The sequence below is a fragment of the Rhizobium sp. CSW-27 genome (assembly GCF_018760785.1).
Taxonomy (GTDB): Bacteria; Pseudomonadota; Alphaproteobacteria; order Rhizobiales; family Rhizobiaceae; genus Neorhizobium.
Genome location: NZ_JAHHZO010000004.1, coordinates 416,981 through 433,262 on the forward strand (window position 1 = coordinate 416,981; position 16,282 = coordinate 433,262).

10 protein-coding genes are annotated in these 16,282 nt (G+C 61.0%); 1 reads left to right on the forward strand and 9 read right to left on the reverse strand.

The genetic code is table 11. The annotated features are described in order from the left end of the window. Positions 1-199: 199 nt before the first annotated feature. The 4 genes from tuf to rpsL form a co-directional block, all read right to left on the reverse strand. Positions 200-1,375, reverse strand: coding sequence for an elongation factor Tu (gene tuf / locus KLP42_RS11130; RefSeq protein ID WP_143128073.1), 1,176 nt, complete (start codon positions 1,373-1,375; stop codon positions 200-202). 73 nt (positions 1,376-1,448) lie between these two features. Continuing rightward, complete coding sequence (gene fusA, locus KLP42_RS11135) at positions 1,449-3,548, reverse strand: elongation factor G (RefSeq protein WP_215566667.1); 2,100 nt, start codon at positions 3,546-3,548, stop codon at positions 1,449-1,451. Between the two features lie 33 nt (positions 3,549-3,581). Continuing rightward, on the reverse strand, positions 3,582-4,052 hold the full coding sequence (gene rpsG / locus KLP42_RS11140; protein ID WP_215566669.1) for a 30S ribosomal protein S7: 471 nt from the start codon (positions 4,050-4,052) through the stop codon (positions 3,582-3,584). A gap of 74 nt (positions 4,053-4,126) precedes the next feature. Then, entirely contained in the window at positions 4,127-4,498 is a 372-nt protein-coding gene (rpsL, locus tag KLP42_RS11145) for a 30S ribosomal protein S12 (RefSeq protein WP_003507760.1), read from the reverse strand. A 489-nt stretch (positions 4,499-4,987) separates the two neighbouring features. Here rpsL and KLP42_RS11150 point away from each other — a divergent pair, with 489 nt between their 5' ends. Beyond that, positions 4,988-5,281: a transcriptional regulator gene (locus KLP42_RS11150; RefSeq protein ID WP_215566671.1), complete on the forward strand. Its 294-nt coding sequence runs from the start codon at positions 4,988-4,990 to the stop codon at positions 5,279-5,281. Positions 5,282-5,477: 196 nt separating this feature from the next. On the opposite strand, the gene rpoC is transcribed toward KLP42_RS11150, so the two are convergent. From rpoC to rplA, 5 genes are all read right to left on the reverse strand, one after another. Continuing rightward, a complete protein-coding gene (rpoC, locus tag KLP42_RS11155; protein WP_215566673.1) occupies positions 5,478-9,686 on the reverse strand; it encodes a DNA-directed RNA polymerase subunit beta' in 4,209 nt (1,402 codons plus the stop codon). Between the two features lie 189 nt (positions 9,687-9,875). Continuing rightward, positions 9,876-14,015, reverse strand: coding sequence for a DNA-directed RNA polymerase subunit beta (rpoB, locus tag KLP42_RS11160; protein WP_215566675.1), 4,140 nt, complete (start codon positions 14,013-14,015; stop codon positions 9,876-9,878). 257 nt (positions 14,016-14,272) lie between these two features. After that, the gene (rplL, locus tag KLP42_RS11165; protein WP_215566677.1) at positions 14,273-14,650 is read right to left on the reverse strand and encodes a 50S ribosomal protein L7/L12; all 378 of its coding nucleotides are present in this window, start codon (positions 14,648-14,650) and stop codon (positions 14,273-14,275) included. Positions 14,651-14,710: 60 nt separating this feature from the next. Further along, a complete protein-coding gene (rplJ, locus tag KLP42_RS11170) occupies positions 14,711-15,229 on the reverse strand; it encodes a 50S ribosomal protein L10 (RefSeq protein WP_143128065.1) in 519 nt (172 codons plus the stop codon). Between the two features lie 356 nt (positions 15,230-15,585). Further along, entirely contained in the window at positions 15,586-16,281 is a 696-nt protein-coding gene (rplA, locus tag KLP42_RS11175; RefSeq protein WP_215566678.1) for a 50S ribosomal protein L1, read from the reverse strand. Position 16,282: the final 1 nt, after the last annotated feature.

The window sequence follows — 16,282 nt, forward strand, 5'->3', positions numbered from 1 at the left end:
CCATCCACTCTTCGGGCCTGAAGCCCACCTTTTGGATTGGTCTGCCTGCCTCAAACGCGAAGCAGGCGGCAAATCGCGCTCGCGCGCCATTTGCTACATTTTTGTGTCACAAGCAAGAGCCCGAAGGCTGAAGCAGTGAACTTTTTTGGTCTGCAATGAAGCCAAGGGACGGAGGTTGCCCCCCGCCCCTTCGCCCGAATTACTCGACGATGGCGGCGACGATGCCGGCGCCGACGGTGCGGCCGCCTTCGCGGATTGCGAAGCGCAGCTTTTCTTCCATCGCGATCGGAACGATCAGCTCGACGTCAACGGTCACGTTGTCGCCCGGCATAACCATTTCCGTGCCTTCCGGCAGCGTCACGATGCCCGTCACGTCCGTCGTGCGGAAGTAGAACTGCGGACGGTAGTTCGTGAAGAACGGCGTATGACGGCCGCCTTCTTCCTTCGTCAGGATGTAGGCTTCGGCCTTGAACTTCTTGTGCGGCTTGACGGTGCCCGGCTTGCACAGGATCTGGCCGCGCTCGACGCCGTCACGGTTCACGCCGCGGATCAGCGCGCCGATGTTGTCGCCGGCCTGGCCCTGGTCGAGCAGCTTGCGGAACATTTCAACGCCGGTCACGGTCGTCTTGGAGGTGGCGCGGATACCGACGATCTCGACTTCTTCGCCAACCTTGATGATGCCGCGCTCGACGCGGCCGGTCACGACCGTACCACGGCCGGAGATCGAGAACACGTCTTCGATCGGCATCAGGAACGGCTGGTCGATCGGACGCTCCGGCGTCGGGATGTAGGCGTCAACCTGGGCCATCAGTTCGCGCACAGCGTCTTCGCCGATCGTCTTGTTGGAGTCTTCAAGAGCGGCAAGAGCCGAACCCTTGACGACCGGAACATCGTCGCCCGGGAAGTCGTAGGACGACAGCAGTTCGCGCACTTCCAGCTCGACGAGTTCGAGAAGCTCGGCATCGTCAACCTGGTCGACCTTGTTCAGGAACACGACCAGAGCCGGAACGCCGACCTGGCGGGCCAGCAGGATGTGTTCGCGCGTCTGCGGCATCGGGCCGTCAGCGGCCGAGCAAACCAGGATCGCGCCGTCCATCTGTGCGGCACCCGTGATCATGTTCTTTACGTAGTCGGCGTGGCCGGGGCAGTCGACGTGCGCGTAGTGGCGGTTCGCCGTCTCGTACTCAACGTGAGCCGTCGAGATCGTGATACCACGGGCCTTTTCTTCCGGCGCGGCGTCGATCTGGTCATACGCCTTGAATTCACCGAAGTACTTCGTGATCGCTGCCGTCAGAGACGTCTTGCCATGGTCAACGTGGCCAATCGTGCCGATGTTCACATGCGGCTTGGTACGCTCAAACTTGCTCTTTGCCATTTCAGGCTCTCCATCTGTTTCCCCGCGCGAAGCGGAGCAATTCTTCGTTCTTCTGTCTCAAGGGTTACCCCGGTCACTTCTGACCGGAGTACTTCGCCTGAATTTCCTGAGCGACGTTGTTGGGAACCGGCGCGTAGTGATCGAAGACCATCGAATACTGGGCGCGGCCCTGCGACATCGAGCGCAGGTTGTCGACGTACTTGAACATGTTGGCGAGCGGGACGTGAGCGTTGATCACGATCGCAATGCCACGCTGTTCCTGGCCCTGGATCTGGCCACGGCGGGAGTTCAGGTCGCCGATGACGTCGCCGACATAGTCTTCCGGCGTCACAACTTCGACCTTCATCATCGGCTCGAGCAGCTGGGCGCCGGCCTTCTTGGAGGCTTCGCGGAAGCAGGCACGCGAGGCGATTTCGAAGGCGAGAACCGACGAGTCGACGTCGTGGAACGCACCGTCGATCAGGGTTGCCTTGACGCCGAGCATCGGGAAGCCAGCCAGCGGACCCGAAGACAGAACGCTTTCGATACCCTTCTGGACGCCAGGGATGTATTCCTTCGGAACCGAGCCGCCGACGATCTTGGATTCGAACACGAAATCTTCGCCATCCGGATTCGGTTCGAAGACGATCTTGACGCGCGCGAACTGACCGGTACCGCCGGTCTGCTTCTTGTGCGTGTAATCTTCTTCGCAAGCCTTGGTGATGGTTTCGCGGTAGGCAACCTGCGGAGCACCGACGTTGGCTTCAACCTTGAACTCGCGACGCATGCGGTCGACGATGATGTCGAGGTGAAGTTCGCCCATGCCGGCAATGATGGTCTGGCCGGATTCCTGGTCGGTCTTGACGCGGAAGGACGGGTCTTCGGCTGCCAGACGGTTGAGCGCGAGGCCCATCTTTTCCTGGTCGCCCTTGGACTTCGGCTCGATCGCGATCTGGATGACCGGCTCGGGGAATTCCATGCGCTCGAGGATAACCGGCTTCAGGGGATCGCAGAGCGTGTCACCCGTCGTGGTTTCCTTGAGGCCGGCGAGAGCAACGATGTCGCCTGCGAAGGCTTCTTCGATGTCTTCACGCGAGTTGGAGTGCATCTGCAGCATGCGGCCGACGCGCTCGCGCTTTTCCTTGACCGTGTTCATGACCGACGAGCCCTTTTCGAGCTTGCCGGAATAAATGCGGCAGAAGGTCAGCGAACCGACGAAGGGGTCGTTCATGATCTTGAACGCCAGCATCGACAGCGGCTCGTTGTCATCGGCATGACGCTCGATGTCGGCTTCGGTCTTGGCATCGATGCCCTTGATCGCCGGGATGTCGATCGGCGACGGCAGGAATTCGACAACGGCGTCGAGCAGCGGCTGAACGCCCTTGTTCTTGAAGGCCGAGCCGCAGAACATCGGGAAGAACTTCACGTCGATCGTGCCGCGGCGGATGAGGGCGCGGATCTTGTCGTTGTCGGGCATGTTGCCTTCGAGGTAGGCTTCCATCGCCTCTTCCTCGATCTCGACAATCGTCTCGATCATCTTCTCGCGATATTCCTCGGCCTTTTCCTTCAGGTCAGCCGGGATTTCGACAACGTCCCAGGCAGCGCCGAGGGACTCGTCGCGCCAGACGAGCGCGTTCATCTCGATCAGGTCGACAACGCCCTTGAACTCGGTCTCGGCGCCGATCGGCAGCTGGCACACGACCGGGGTCGCGCCGAGACGGGACTTGACCATCTCGACGGAGCGGTAGAAGTCCGCGCCGGTCTTGTCCATCTTGTTGCAGAAGATCATGCGCGGAACGTTGTACTTGTCCGCCTGACGCCAGACGGTTTCCGTCTGCGGCTCCACGCCGGCATTGGCGTCGAGGAGAGCAACAGCACCGTCGAGAACGCGCAGCGAACGCTCGACTTCGATGGTGAAGTCGACGTGGCCGGGAGTGTCGATGATGTTGAAGCGGCGCATCTTGCCGTCGCGACCCTTCCAGAAGGTCGTGGTCGCAGCGGACGTGATGGTGATGCCGCGCTCCTGCTCCTGCTCCATCCAGTCCATGGTCGCGGCGCCGTCATGGACTTCGCCGATCTTGTGCGACTTGCCGGTGTAGTAGAGGATACGCTCGGTGGTCGTCGTCTTGCCGGCGTCGATATGCGCCATGATACCGAAATTACGGTAGTCTTCGATTTTATACTCGCGAGCCATAGGACTGCCTTTCGAACTTCGATCGGGTGAAGATTACCAACGGTAATGCGAGAACGCGCGGTTCGCGTCGGCCATCTTGTGGGTGTCTTCGCGCTTCTTGACGGCGCTGCCGCGGTTGTTGGCGGCATCCATCAACTCGCCGGACAGGCGGTCGACCATGGTGGTTTCGTTGCGCTTGCGAGCGGCAGCAATCAGCCAGCGAATGGCGAGAGCCTGACGGCGCTCCGGACGAACATCAACCGGAACCTGGTAGGTCGCACCACCAACGCGGCGCGAACGCACTTCGACGTGCGGAGCGACGTTGTCGAGTGCCTGATGGAAGACCTGCAGCGGCTCCTGCTTGGTCTTGCCCTGAACGGCATCGAAGGCGCCGTAGACGATGCTTTCGGCGACGGACTTCTTGCCATGCAGCATGATGGCATTCATGAACTTCGTGACAACCAGGTCGCCGAACTTCGGATCCGGGTTGATTTCACGCTTTTCTGCGCTGTGACGTCTGGACATGCGTTCTGTCTCTTCAAAATGAGTATGGGCGCCTTATCACGCGGAGGACCTCGCGCGGCGCCGGAACTGGTGAATTACTTCGGACGCTTTGCGCCGTACTTGGAGCGGCGCTGCTTGCGATTCTTGACACCCTGGGTATCGAGAACACCGCGGATGATGTGGTAACGGACACCCGGAAGGTCCTTGACGCGGCCGCCACGGATCATGACGACGGAGTGCTCCTGAAGGTTGTGACCTTCACCCGGAATGTAACCGATAACTTCGAAGCCATTGGTCAGGCGGATCTTTGCGACCTTACGCAGAGCCGAGTTCGGCTTCTTCGGGGTCGTGGTGTAAACGCGGGTGCAGACGCCGCGCTTCTGCGGGTTTTCCTGCAGAGCAGGCACCTTGTTGCGCTTGACCTGTGCCTGGCGGGGCTTGCGGATCAGCTGGTTTACGGTAGGCATATACCCATCCCTTGCAAAATCTACTCTCAAGGCCCTCATCGGGCCAGTGTTGCGCCGTCTCCGGCCTCGGCACACATATCAACATGCGCAAAACGTGGCCCGATCCGAAATTCCGGACGGACCACATAAAGCAGAGGACGCATGTCCATGCGTCGTGCGTGCGGCATACGTGTCTTCAACGTGCGTTTTGGAACCTTGTTTAAGGCCAAGTCAGGAACGAGTCGATCCCGACGGGCAAGCCTCACATCGCTTCCGATGCGGGGCGTTTACTGTTTTAGCCTCGCCACGTCAAGGCCGAATTCCGTTTTCCTCCCGCAACAGCCTGTATCACAGGGCTTTTGGCAGGCTCTGACCGGCGAACGGAGGGGAAAACCCGGGCTACCAATCATTAACCACTGTGTTTTGCCGGGCAAGCCGCTAAGTATGGCCGGAGTTCGCCGGCCTGCCCTGAGTCGGTCCCTCCCCGCACGTCAAAGGAGCGCAATTCAGATGATCAGCCAGCCGGACAACGACAACAGCCGCGAGCAGCCGATGATCTTCATCATCATCGGCAAGGGCTACGAGACCAAGGACGCCGAGGGCGTGGAACTGCATATCCTGCTCGCTGCCCCCGACGACGACACCGCCGTCCGCGAGGCGTTGAACGCGCTGTCGGAAGAAGGCTTCATCGAAGCCGATCTCGACCAGATCGGCGTCCTGACCGAGGAACCGGTCGAAGAGCCGCATGCCTCCGCCTATCAGGGCGCGCTCGAAGGCGAAGTCTCCATCATACGTTTCAACTGAGGCGGCCCCGCCGGGAAGCCGGCAGGCAATCCCGGCTGAGGCTCGCCGATGCCCCGAGCCCTGCCCTTTACGCAGCCCGACGGGCGAGACGCATCGGACACCTCCCTCCCTATTCCCTTTTTCACAAGCCCCATCGAAAAAGCCGCCCGGATCGCTCCGGGCGGCTTTTTCACTGTCGAACGGTGGTGGCTGGCGCTTATTCGCCAGCCGGAACCTGACCGGCCATGTCCTGCAGCATCGGGGTTGCCGTCGAGGCACCCGTGCCCTTGCGACGCTCCTCGAGGATCATCTCGTCGCGCGAGGTGGCGATGCGGCGGATCTGCGTCATGGTACCGCCGGTACCGGCCGGGATGAGACGGCCGACGATGACGTTTTCCTTCAGACCCTGCAGCGTATCCATCTTGCCGGCGATTGCCGCTTCCGTGAGAACCTTGGTGGTTTCCTGGAAGGAGGCAGCCGAGATGAAGGACGGCGTCTGCAGCGAGGCCTTGGTGATGCCGAGCAGAACCGGCTCGCCGAAGGCCGGCTTCTTGCCTTCCTCGATGAGACGCTCGTTGGCATCGTCCAGTTCGATGCGGTCGACATTGTCGCCCACAATGTACTGGCTGTCGCCACTGTCGGTGATCTCGACCTTCTGCAGCATCTGGCGAACGATCACTTCGATGTGCTTGTCGTTGATCACCACGCCCTGCAGTCGGTAGACTTCCTGGATTTCGTTCACGAGGTAGGAAGCCAGAGCCTCCACGCCCTTGATCGCCAGAATGTCGTGCGGAGCCGGGTTGCCGTCGAGGATGTAGTCACCCTTTTCGATGTAGTCGCCATCCTGAAGGTGGAAGGGCTTGCCCTTCGGGATCAGGTACTCGACCGGCTCGATACCGTCTTCCGCCGGCTCGATCATCACGCGACGCTTGTTCTTGTAGTCGCGGCCGAGGCGGATCGTACCATCGATCTCTGCGATGATGGCGTGATCCTTCGGACGACGCGCTTCGAACAGTTCGGCAACGCGCGGCAGACCGCCGGTGATGTCCTTGGTCTTGGCGCTTTCCATCGGAACACGCGCAAGGACGTCACCCTGGCTGACCTTCTGGCCGGGCTCGACGGAGAGAATGGCGTCCACCGACAGCATGAACCGGGCGTCGCCACCACGGCCGAGCTTCACGATCGCGCCCGTCTCGTCCTTGATGACGATGGCCGGCTTCAGATCCGTACCGCGCGGCGTCGAACGCCAGTCAATGACCTGGCGCTTGGTGATGCCGGTGGATTCGTCGGTCGATTCCAGAACCGAGATCGAGTCGACGACGTCTTCGAACTGCACGATACCCGAGACTTCGGTGAGCATCGGACGTGTATAGGGGTCCCACTCCGCCAGACGCTGACCACGCTTGACCTTGTCACCATCGTCCACGAACAGCTTCGAACCGTAGGCAACGCGCTGCGAGGAGCGTTCCACGCCGCGCTCGTCCAGAATCGTGACCGCCATGTTGCGGCCCATGGCAACCAGGTTGCCTTCCGAGTTGCGAAGCGCGTTGCGGTTCTTGATCTGGATCGTGCCCTCGTAGGAGGCTTCCAGGAACGACTGGTCGACCACGTTTGCCGTGCCACCCAGGTGGAACGTACGCATGGTCAGCTGCGTGCCCGGCTCGCCGATCGACTGTGCGGCGATGACACCGACGGCCTCGCCCATGTTGACGGGCGTACCACGGGCCAGGTCACGGCCATAGCAGACCGAGCACACACCCGTCTGGACTTCGCAGGTCAGCGCCGAGCGAATGCGGACGGACTGGATGCCGGCCTTTTCGATCTCGATGACATGCGGCTCCAGGATCATCTGGCCGGCCTTGACGAGGTTTTCGCCGGTGACCGGGTTGTCGATGTCGTCGAGCGCAGTGCGGCCGAGGATACGGGCGCCGAGCGAAGCAACCACCTGACCGGCATCGACGATCGCCGTCATGGTCAGGCCCTTGTCGGTGCCGCAATCGACCATGTTGACGATGCAGTCCTGCGCCACGTCGACGAGACGACGGGTCAGGTAACCCGAGTTCGCGGTCTTCAAGGCGGTGTCTGCGAGACCCTTACGGGCACCGTGGGTCGAGTTGAAGTACTCGTTAACGGTCAGGCCTTCCTTGAAGTTCGAGATGATCGGCGTCTCGATGATTTCGCCCGACGGCTTGGCCATGAGGCCACGCATGCCGCCCAGCTGGCGCATCTGGTTCGGTGAACCACGAGCACCCGAGTGCGACATCATGTAGATGGCGTTCATCGGCTTCTGACGACCGGTCTCCTTGTCGAACTCGACAGCCTTGATGCGGGCCATCATGTCTTCGGCGACCTTTTCAGTGGCCTTGCCCCAGGCGTCAACGACCTTGTTGTACTTTTCGCCCTGGGTGATCAGGCCGTCATTGTACTGCTGCTCGTATTCCTTCACCAGGCTTTCGGTGTCACCGACGATCTTGGCCTTGGTTTCCGGAATGATCATGTCGTCCTTGCCGAACGAGATGCCGGCGCGGCAGGCATGGGTGAAGCCGAGCTGCATGATGCGGTCGCAGAAGATCACCGTGTCCTTCTGGCCGCAATGGCGGTAGACCGTGTCGATCATCTTGGAGATGTTCTTCTTGGTCATTTCCTGGTTGCAGATGTCGAACGGCACCTTGCCGTTCTTCGGCAGGAGTTCGCCGATGATCATGCGGCCGGGCGTCGTCTCATAGATCTTCGAATAGGGCTTGCCCTCTTCGTCGACCGACTTGAAGCGACCACGGATCTTGGCATGCAGCGTCACGACCTTGTTTTCGAGCGCATGGTGCAGTTCGCCCATGTCGGAGAAGGCCATGCCTTCACCCGGCTCGTTCTGGTTCATGATCGACAGATAGTAGAGGCCGAGAACCATGTCCTGCGACGGAACGATGATAGGCGCGCCGTTTGCCGGATGCAGGATGTTGTTCGTCGACATCATCAGCACGCGGGCTTCCAGCTGGGCTTCCAGCGACAGCGGCACGTGAACGGCCATCTGGTCGCCGTCGAAGTCGGCGTTGAAGGCCGTGCAGACGAGCGGATGCAGCTGGATGGCCTTGCCTTCGACCAGGATCGGTTCGAAGGCCTGGATGCCCAGGCGGTGCAGCGTCGGTGCGCGGTTGAGCAGAACCGGATGCTCGCGGATGACCTCGTCGAGGATATCCCAGACTTCCGGCTTTTCCTTTTCAACCAGCTTTTTGGCCTGCTTGACGGTCGAGGAGTAACCCTTGGCGTCGAGGCGGGCGTAGATGAACGGCTTGAACAGTTCGAGCGCCATCTTCTTCGGCAGACCGCACTGGTGCAGCTTCAGTTCCGGACCGGTCACGATGACCGAACGGCCGGAGTAGTCGACGCGCTTGCCGAGCAGGTTCTGGCGGAAGCGGCCCTGCTTGCCCTTCAGCATGTCGGACAGCGACTTCAGCGGACGCTTGTTGGCACCGGTGATGACGCGGCCACGACGGCCGTTGTCGAACAGCGCGTCCACAGATTCCTGCAGCATGCGCTTTTCGTTGCGGATGATGATGCCCGGCGCGCGCAATTCGATCAGGCGCTTCAGACGGTTGTTACGGTTGATCACGCGGCGGTAGAGATCGTTGAGGTCCGACGTCGCAAAACGGCCGCCATCCAGCGGAACCAGCGGACGCAGGTCCGGTGGGATGACCGGCACGACCTTCATGATCATCCATTCCGGACGGTTGCCGGACTCGATGAAGTTTTCGACGATCTTCAGCCGCTTCATCAGCTTCTTCTGCTTCAGATCCGACGTGGTGTCGGCCAGTTCCGAACGCAGGTCGCCGGCCAGCTTGTCGAGGTTCATCGACGCCAGCATCTCGTAGATGGCTTCCGCACCGATCATCGCGGTGAACTGGTCTTCGCCATACTCGTCAACCGCCAGCATGTACTCTTCTTCGGTGAGCAGCTGGTGTTCCTTGAGCGCGGTCAGGCCCGGCTCGGTGACGATGTAGTGTTCGAAGTAGAGGACGCGCTCGACATCCTTCAGCGTCATGTCGAGCAGCGTTGCGATGCGCGACGGAAGCGACTTCAGGAACCAGATGTGGGCGACCGGGGCAGCGAGCTCGATATGGCCCATGCGCTCGCGGCGAACGCGCGACAGCGTCACTTCCACGCCGCACTTTTCGCAGATGATGCCCTTGTACTTCATGCGCTTGTACTTGCCGCAAAGGCACTCGTAGTCCTTGATCGGCCCGAAGATGCGCGCGCAGAAGAGGCCGTCACGTTCCGGCTTGAACGTACGGTAGTTGATGGTCTCCGGCTTTTTGATTTCGCCGTAGGACCAGGAGAGAATCTTCTCAGGCGACGCGATCGAGATGCGGATCGAGTCGAAATGCTGCGCAGGCACCTGCGGATTGAAAAGATTCATGACCTCTTGGTTCATGCCTGTCTCCTTATGGGGCTGTCAGCCCTCGGCTTGCGAACGAACCATCCTCAAAGGGACCCGGGTGGACGGTCGTCGCCAAAAACGGTCGTAGCCGCAAAATGCGGCGAAATTCCCCTGTCCGGCGAAGGCTTTCGCCGCAGGGGATGGCGCGCGTCCCGATCCGGGTCGCGCGCCCACGTTTTCTGTTTACTCGGCTGCGTCGGGCAGCTGGCCGGAACCATCGGCCGGATCGAGCTTGGAATTCTCCAGCTCGACCGAAAGGCCCAGCGAGCGCATTTCCTTGACGAGAACGTTGAAGCTTTCCGGAATACCGGCTTCGAACGTATCGTCGCCACGCACGATCGCCTCGTAGACCTTGGTACGGCCGGCCACGTCGTCCGACTTCACCGTCAGCATTTCCTGCAGGGTGTAGGCGGCGCCGTAGGCTTCCAGTGCCCAGACTTCCATTTCCCCGAAGCGCTGGCCGCCGAACTGCGCCTTGCCACCCAGCGGCTGCTGGGTCACGAGCGAGTAAGGACCGATCGAACGGGCATGGATCTTGTCGTCGACAAGGTGGTTCAGCTTGATCATGTACATGTAGCCGACGGTCACCCTGCGGTCGAAGGGCTCACCGGTACGGCCATCGTACAGAACCGACTGACCCGACGGATCGAGACCGGCGCGCGTCAGCATGGCCGACACGTCGCTCTCATGCGCACCGTCGAAGACCGGCGTTGCGATGGAAACGCCGCGCTTGGCTTCCTCGGCCAGACGCACCAGCGATTCGTCATCGAAGCGCGATACCTCGTCATGCGATTCCGACGCATAGATCTCAGTCAACTCGTTCTTCAGATCGGTGATGTCCAGGTGCTTGCGATAGTCCTCAAGCATCTGGCCGATCTTCTTGCCCATGCCGGCGCAGGCCCAGGCAAGATGCGTTTCGAGAATCTGACCGACGTTCATGCGTGAGGGCACGCCGAGCGGGTTCAAGCAGATGTCGACCGGGGTCCCGTCTTCGAGGAACGGCATGTCCTCGACCGGCACGATGCGCGACACGACACCCTTGTTGCCGTGACGGCCGGCCATCTTGTCGCCCGGCTGGATCTTGCGCTTCACGGCGACGAAGACCTTGACCATCTTCATGACGCCCGGAGGCATTTCATCGCCGCGCTGGACCTTCTCGACCTTGTCCATGAAGCGCTGTTCAAGGCGCGACTTGGATTCGTCATACTGGCCGCGCAGGGCTTCGATCTCCGCCTGGACCTTTTCGTCCTCGACGGCGAACATCCACCACTGCGAACGCGGATATTCGGAAACGACCGCGTTGGACAGTTCGACGCCCTTCTTGAAGCCCTTCGGGCCGGCAACCGAGATCTGGCCGCGCAGCATGTCGACCAGGCGGCCATACACGTTGCGGTCCAGGATCGCCTGTTCGTCGTCACGGTCCTTGGCGAGACGCTCGATTTCCTCGCGCTCGATTGCCATCGCGCGCTCGTCCTTCTCCACGCCGTGGCGGTTGAAGACGCGAACTTCGACGACGGTGCCGAAGGTGCCGGGCGGCATGCGCATCGAGGTGTCGCGCACGTCGGAGGCCTTTTCACCGAAGATGGCGCGCAGCAGCTTTTCTTCCGGCGTCATCGGGCTTTCGCCCTTCGGGGTGATCTTGCCGACCAGGATGTCGCCCGGCTGCACTTCCGCACCGATATAGACGATGCCGGCTTCGTCGAGGTTCTTCAGAGCCTCTTCGGAGACGTTCGGAATGTCGCGCGTGATTTCTTCCGGACCGAGCTTGGTGTCGCGCGCCATCACTTCGAATTCCTCGATGTGGATGGAGGTGAACACGTCGTCGGAGACGATGCGCTCGGACATCAGGATCGAGTCTTCGTAGTTGTAGCCGTTCCACGGCATGAACGCGACGAGCGCGTTGCGGCCGAGCGCCAGATCGCCGAGGTCGGTCGAGGGACCGTCCGCGATGATGTCACCCTTCGAGATGATGTCACCGACGCTGACCAGCGGACGCTGGTTGACGCAGGTGTTCTGGTTCGAACGCTGGAACTTCTGCAGGCGGTAGATATCGACGCCGGACTTGCCGGCATCCAGGTCTTCCGTGGCGCGGATAACGATACGCGTCGCGTCGACCTGGTCCACCACGCCGCCACGACGGGCAGCGATCGCCGCACCGGAATCGCGGGCAACGACCGGCTCCATGCCGGTACCGACGAACGGCGCCTCGGCGCGGATCAGCGGCACGGCCTGACGCTGCATGTTCGAGCCCATGAGCGCGCGGTTGGCGTCGTCGTTTTCCAGGAACGGAATGAGCGCGGCGGCAACCGACACGAGCTGCTTCGGCGAAACGTCCATCAGGTTGATGGTGTCGCGCGGCGCGAGCATCACTTCGCCGGCATGACGGCAGACGACGAACTCTTCGGTGAAGCCGCCTTCGGCATCGAGCTCAGCATTGGCCTGGGCGACGTAATACTTCGCCTCTTCCATGGCGGAGAGGTAGATCACGTCATTGGTGACCTTGCCGTCAACAATCTTGCGGTACGGGCTTTCGATGAAGCCGTACTTGTTGACGCGGGCGAAGGTGGCCAGCGAGTTGATCAGACCGATGTTCGGGCCTTCCGGCGTCTCAATCGGGCAGATACGGCCGTAGTGGGTCGGATGCACGTCGCGGACTTCGAAGCCGGCGCGCTCGCGGGTCAGACCACCCGGGCCAAGAGCCGAAAGACGGCGCTTGTGGGTGATTTCCGACAGCGGGTTCACCTGGTCCATGAACTGCGACAGCTGCGAGGACCCGAAGAATTCGCGAACGGCGGCAGCCGCCGGCTTCGCATTGATCAGGTCCTGCGGCATCACCGTGTCGATCTCGATCGAGGACATGCGTTCCTTGATCGCGCGCTCCATGCGCAGCAGGCCGAGACGGTACTGGTTTTCCATCAGTTCGCCGACGGAGCGAACACGACGATTGCCGAGGTTGTCGATGTCGTCGATCTCGCCCTTGCCGTCGCGCAGGTCAACCAGCATCTTGACCACCGACAGGATGTCGTCCTTGCGCAGGGTGCGCACGGTATCCGGGCAGTCGAGATCAAGGCGCATGTTCATCTTCACGCGGCCGACGGCGGAGAGGTCGTAACGCTCCGCATCGAAGAACAGCGAGTTGAACATGGCTTCGGCCGATTCCATGGTCGGCGGCTCACCCGGGCGCATGACACGGTAGATGTCGAACAGCGCGTCCTGGCGGTTCTGGTTCTTGTCGACGGCAAGCGTGTTGCGGATATAGGCGCCGACATTGATGTGGTCGATACCGAGAACCGGAATCTCGTCGAAGCCCGCATCCAGAATGATCTGCAGCGACTTTTCGTCGATCTCGTCGCCGGCTTCCAGATAGATCTCGCCGGTCTGCATATTGACGATGTCTTCCGCCAGATAGCTGCCGAACAGATCGTCATTGGTGGCCTTCAGCGCCTTCAGGCCCTTGTCGGAAAGCTGGCGCAGCAGGCGCGGGGTCAGCTTCTTGCCGGCCTCGACAACCACTTCGCCCGTATCGGCGTCGATGAGGTCGGAGAGAGCCTTGGCGCCCTTCAGCGTGTCGGGCTTGAACGGCACGCGCCAGCCCTTGTCGTCACGCTCGTAGCTGGACTTCGTGTAGAAGGTCGACAGGATTTCTTCGCCATCCATGCCGAGCGCCATGAGCAGCGAGGTCACCGGAATCTTGCGGCGACGGTCGATGCGCGCATAGACGATGTCCTTGGCATCAAACTCGATGTCGAGCCAGGAACCGCGATAGGGAATGACGCGCGCGGCAAACAGCAGCTTGCCCGAGGAATGGCTCTTGCCCTTGTCGTGGTCGAAGAAGACGCCCGGCGAGCGGTGCATCTGGGACACGATGACGCGTTCGGTGCCGTTCACGATGAACGTACCGTTGTCGGTCATCAGCGGCATGTCGCCCATGTAGACGGACTGCTCCTTGATGTCCTTGATCGACTTGGAACCGGTATCCTCGTCAATATCGAACACGATGAGGCGCAGCGTCACCTTCAGCGGCGCGGCATAGGTCAGGTCGCGCTGACGGCACTCTTCCACGTCGAACTTCGGCGGCTCGAACTCGTAGGAGACGAATTCCAGCATGGAGGCGCCGGAAAAGTCCGTGATCGGGAATACCGAACGGAAAACGGCGTTAAGCCCCTCGTCGGGGCGGCCGCCTGCCGGCTCTTCAACCATCAGGAACTGATCATAGGATGCCTTCTGGACCTCGATGAGGTTCGGCATCTCGGTAACTTCGGGGATCTTTCCGAAAAACTTGCGTACGCGCCTGCGACCGTTGAACGAAAGGGTCTGAGCCATCGTCGCTCCTTCAAAAATTGCATCCGGGCCTGCAACGGACGGGGCACGCTGGCCAGTCGACCCCGCCGATCAATGGGTGGTTCAAACTCGTTCCGCCGAACGGGCCGCCGGCCGGATTGCCGCGCTGCCCGAAGGAGAACCATCCTCTTGAAGAACCCATTACCCAAGAGCCGTTTCACCGGCGCTTGGGTAACATGTTCGGAGGAAATGGCCGAAGGGAGAGGGCTGTAAAGCCCTCTCCCGCCGTATTTCCGATATTACTTGACGTCGACCTTGGCGCCGGCGTCCTCAAGCTTCTTCTTGAGGTCAGCGGCTTCGCCCTTGGAAACGCCTTCCTTGACAGCCTTCGGAGCGCCTTCGACGAGGTCCTTGGCTTCCTTGAGGCCGAGACCGGTGATGGCGCGGACTTCCTTGATGACGTTGATCTTGTTGGCGCCGGCATCCGTCAGGATGACGTCGAATTCGGTCTTTTCTTCTTCAACAGCAGCCGGAGCAGCAGCGCCGCCAGCAGCGGCAACGGCTACGGGAGCAGCTGCAGAAACGCCCCACTTTTCTTCGAGCATCTTGGAGAGCTCAGCAGCTTCCAGGACGGTCAGAGCGGAGAGGTCTTCAACGATCTTAGCGAGATCAGCCATTGTGATATTTCCTTGTATGTTCGGTTCGAACTGGTTGGTTTGTTACAGCGAAAAACCGCCTCAAGCGGCTTCGTCCTTCTTTGCGTAGGCCGCAAAAACGCGGGCGAGCTGAGCTGCCGGTGCCTGAACGACGCCTGCGATGCGGGTTGCCGGGGTCTGAATCATACCCAGCAGCTTTGCGCGCAGTTCGTCCAGCGAAGGCAGGGTCGCAAGCGACTTGACGCCTTCCGCGTTAAGCGTGGTCGAGCCCATGGCGCCACCCAGAACAACGAGCTTGTCGTTGGTCTTGGCGAAATCCATGACGACCTTGGGAGCCGTGATCGGGTCGGCGCTGTATGCGATCAGCGTCTGGCCCTTGAAGAGATCGATCATCCCTTCCGACTCCGTGCCCTGAAGAGCGATCTTGGCCAGACGGTTCTTCGCGACTTTGACGGTGCCGCCAGCAGCGCGCATCTTCGAACGGAAGTCGTTCATCTGCGCGACGGTGACACCAGCATAGTGGGCCACGACAACCGAACCGGAAGCCTTGAAGACTTCGTTCAGCTCCGTGACGAATTCGCGTTTTTCCGCTCTTTCCACTGTCTGTCTCCAGTTGACAGGACCGATCGAATGACCGGGACCTGCCGGGTTGCCTTTGCCCCAAGGGATCTCTCAATCAAGATCCCGAGCGGCGCTCGAGGATCCTGTCCCCCCGCACTTGAGCCCGAAGGCTCATGGCACAAGGCACATCAGGTTCGAACCGGAACCCTCAGGGGCGCATCACGCGCGCCTGTTGAAAATCCAGGTCTTACCCGTCTCATGCAGGTCATACGATTAAGGTCGAAACCACCAGCAATCTCGGACAGGAGTATCCGGGTTTCCCCGGATGTTTCCGGGCCCGAAGGCCCGGAAATTCTTAGCTTGCGGCAAGGCCCGAAAGCCTTGCCGCGAAAAACTTAAGCGAGGACCGTCGACGGCTCGACGCGCACGCCCGGACCCATGGTCGAGGACAGCGCAACGCGCTTGACGTAGTTGCCCTTGGCGCCCGTCGGCTTGGCCTTGAGAACAGCATCGGCGAATGCCTTGATGTTCTCTTCCAGAGCCTTGGCTTCGAACGAGGCCTTGCCGATACCGGCATGGATGATACCAGCCTTTTCGACGCGGAACTCGACGGCGCCGCCCTTGGAGGCCTTCACCGCACCGGTGACGTCCATGGTAACCGTGCCGACCTTCGGGTTCGGCATCATGCCACGCGGGCCGAGAACCTTGCCGAGACGACCGACGAGCGGCATCATGTCCGGGGTCGCGATGCAGCGATCGAAATCGATCTTGCCGCCCTGGACGATCTCGACGAGATCTTCAGCGCCGACGATGTCTGCACCGGCAGCCTTGGCTTCGTCGGCCTTGGCGCCACGGGCGAAGACGGCAACGCGAACGTCACGGCCGGTGCCGTTCGGCAGATTGACAACGCCGCGAACCATCTGGTCGGCGTGACGCGGGTCAACGCCGAGGTTCATGGCGATTTCGATGGTTTCGTCGAACTTCGCGGTGGCGCGTTCCTTGACGAGAGAGATTGCGTCGGTGAGAGCAACCAGCTTCGTCGGATCGATGCCTTCGCGGGTCTTCTGGATACGCTTTGCAAGCTTTGCCATG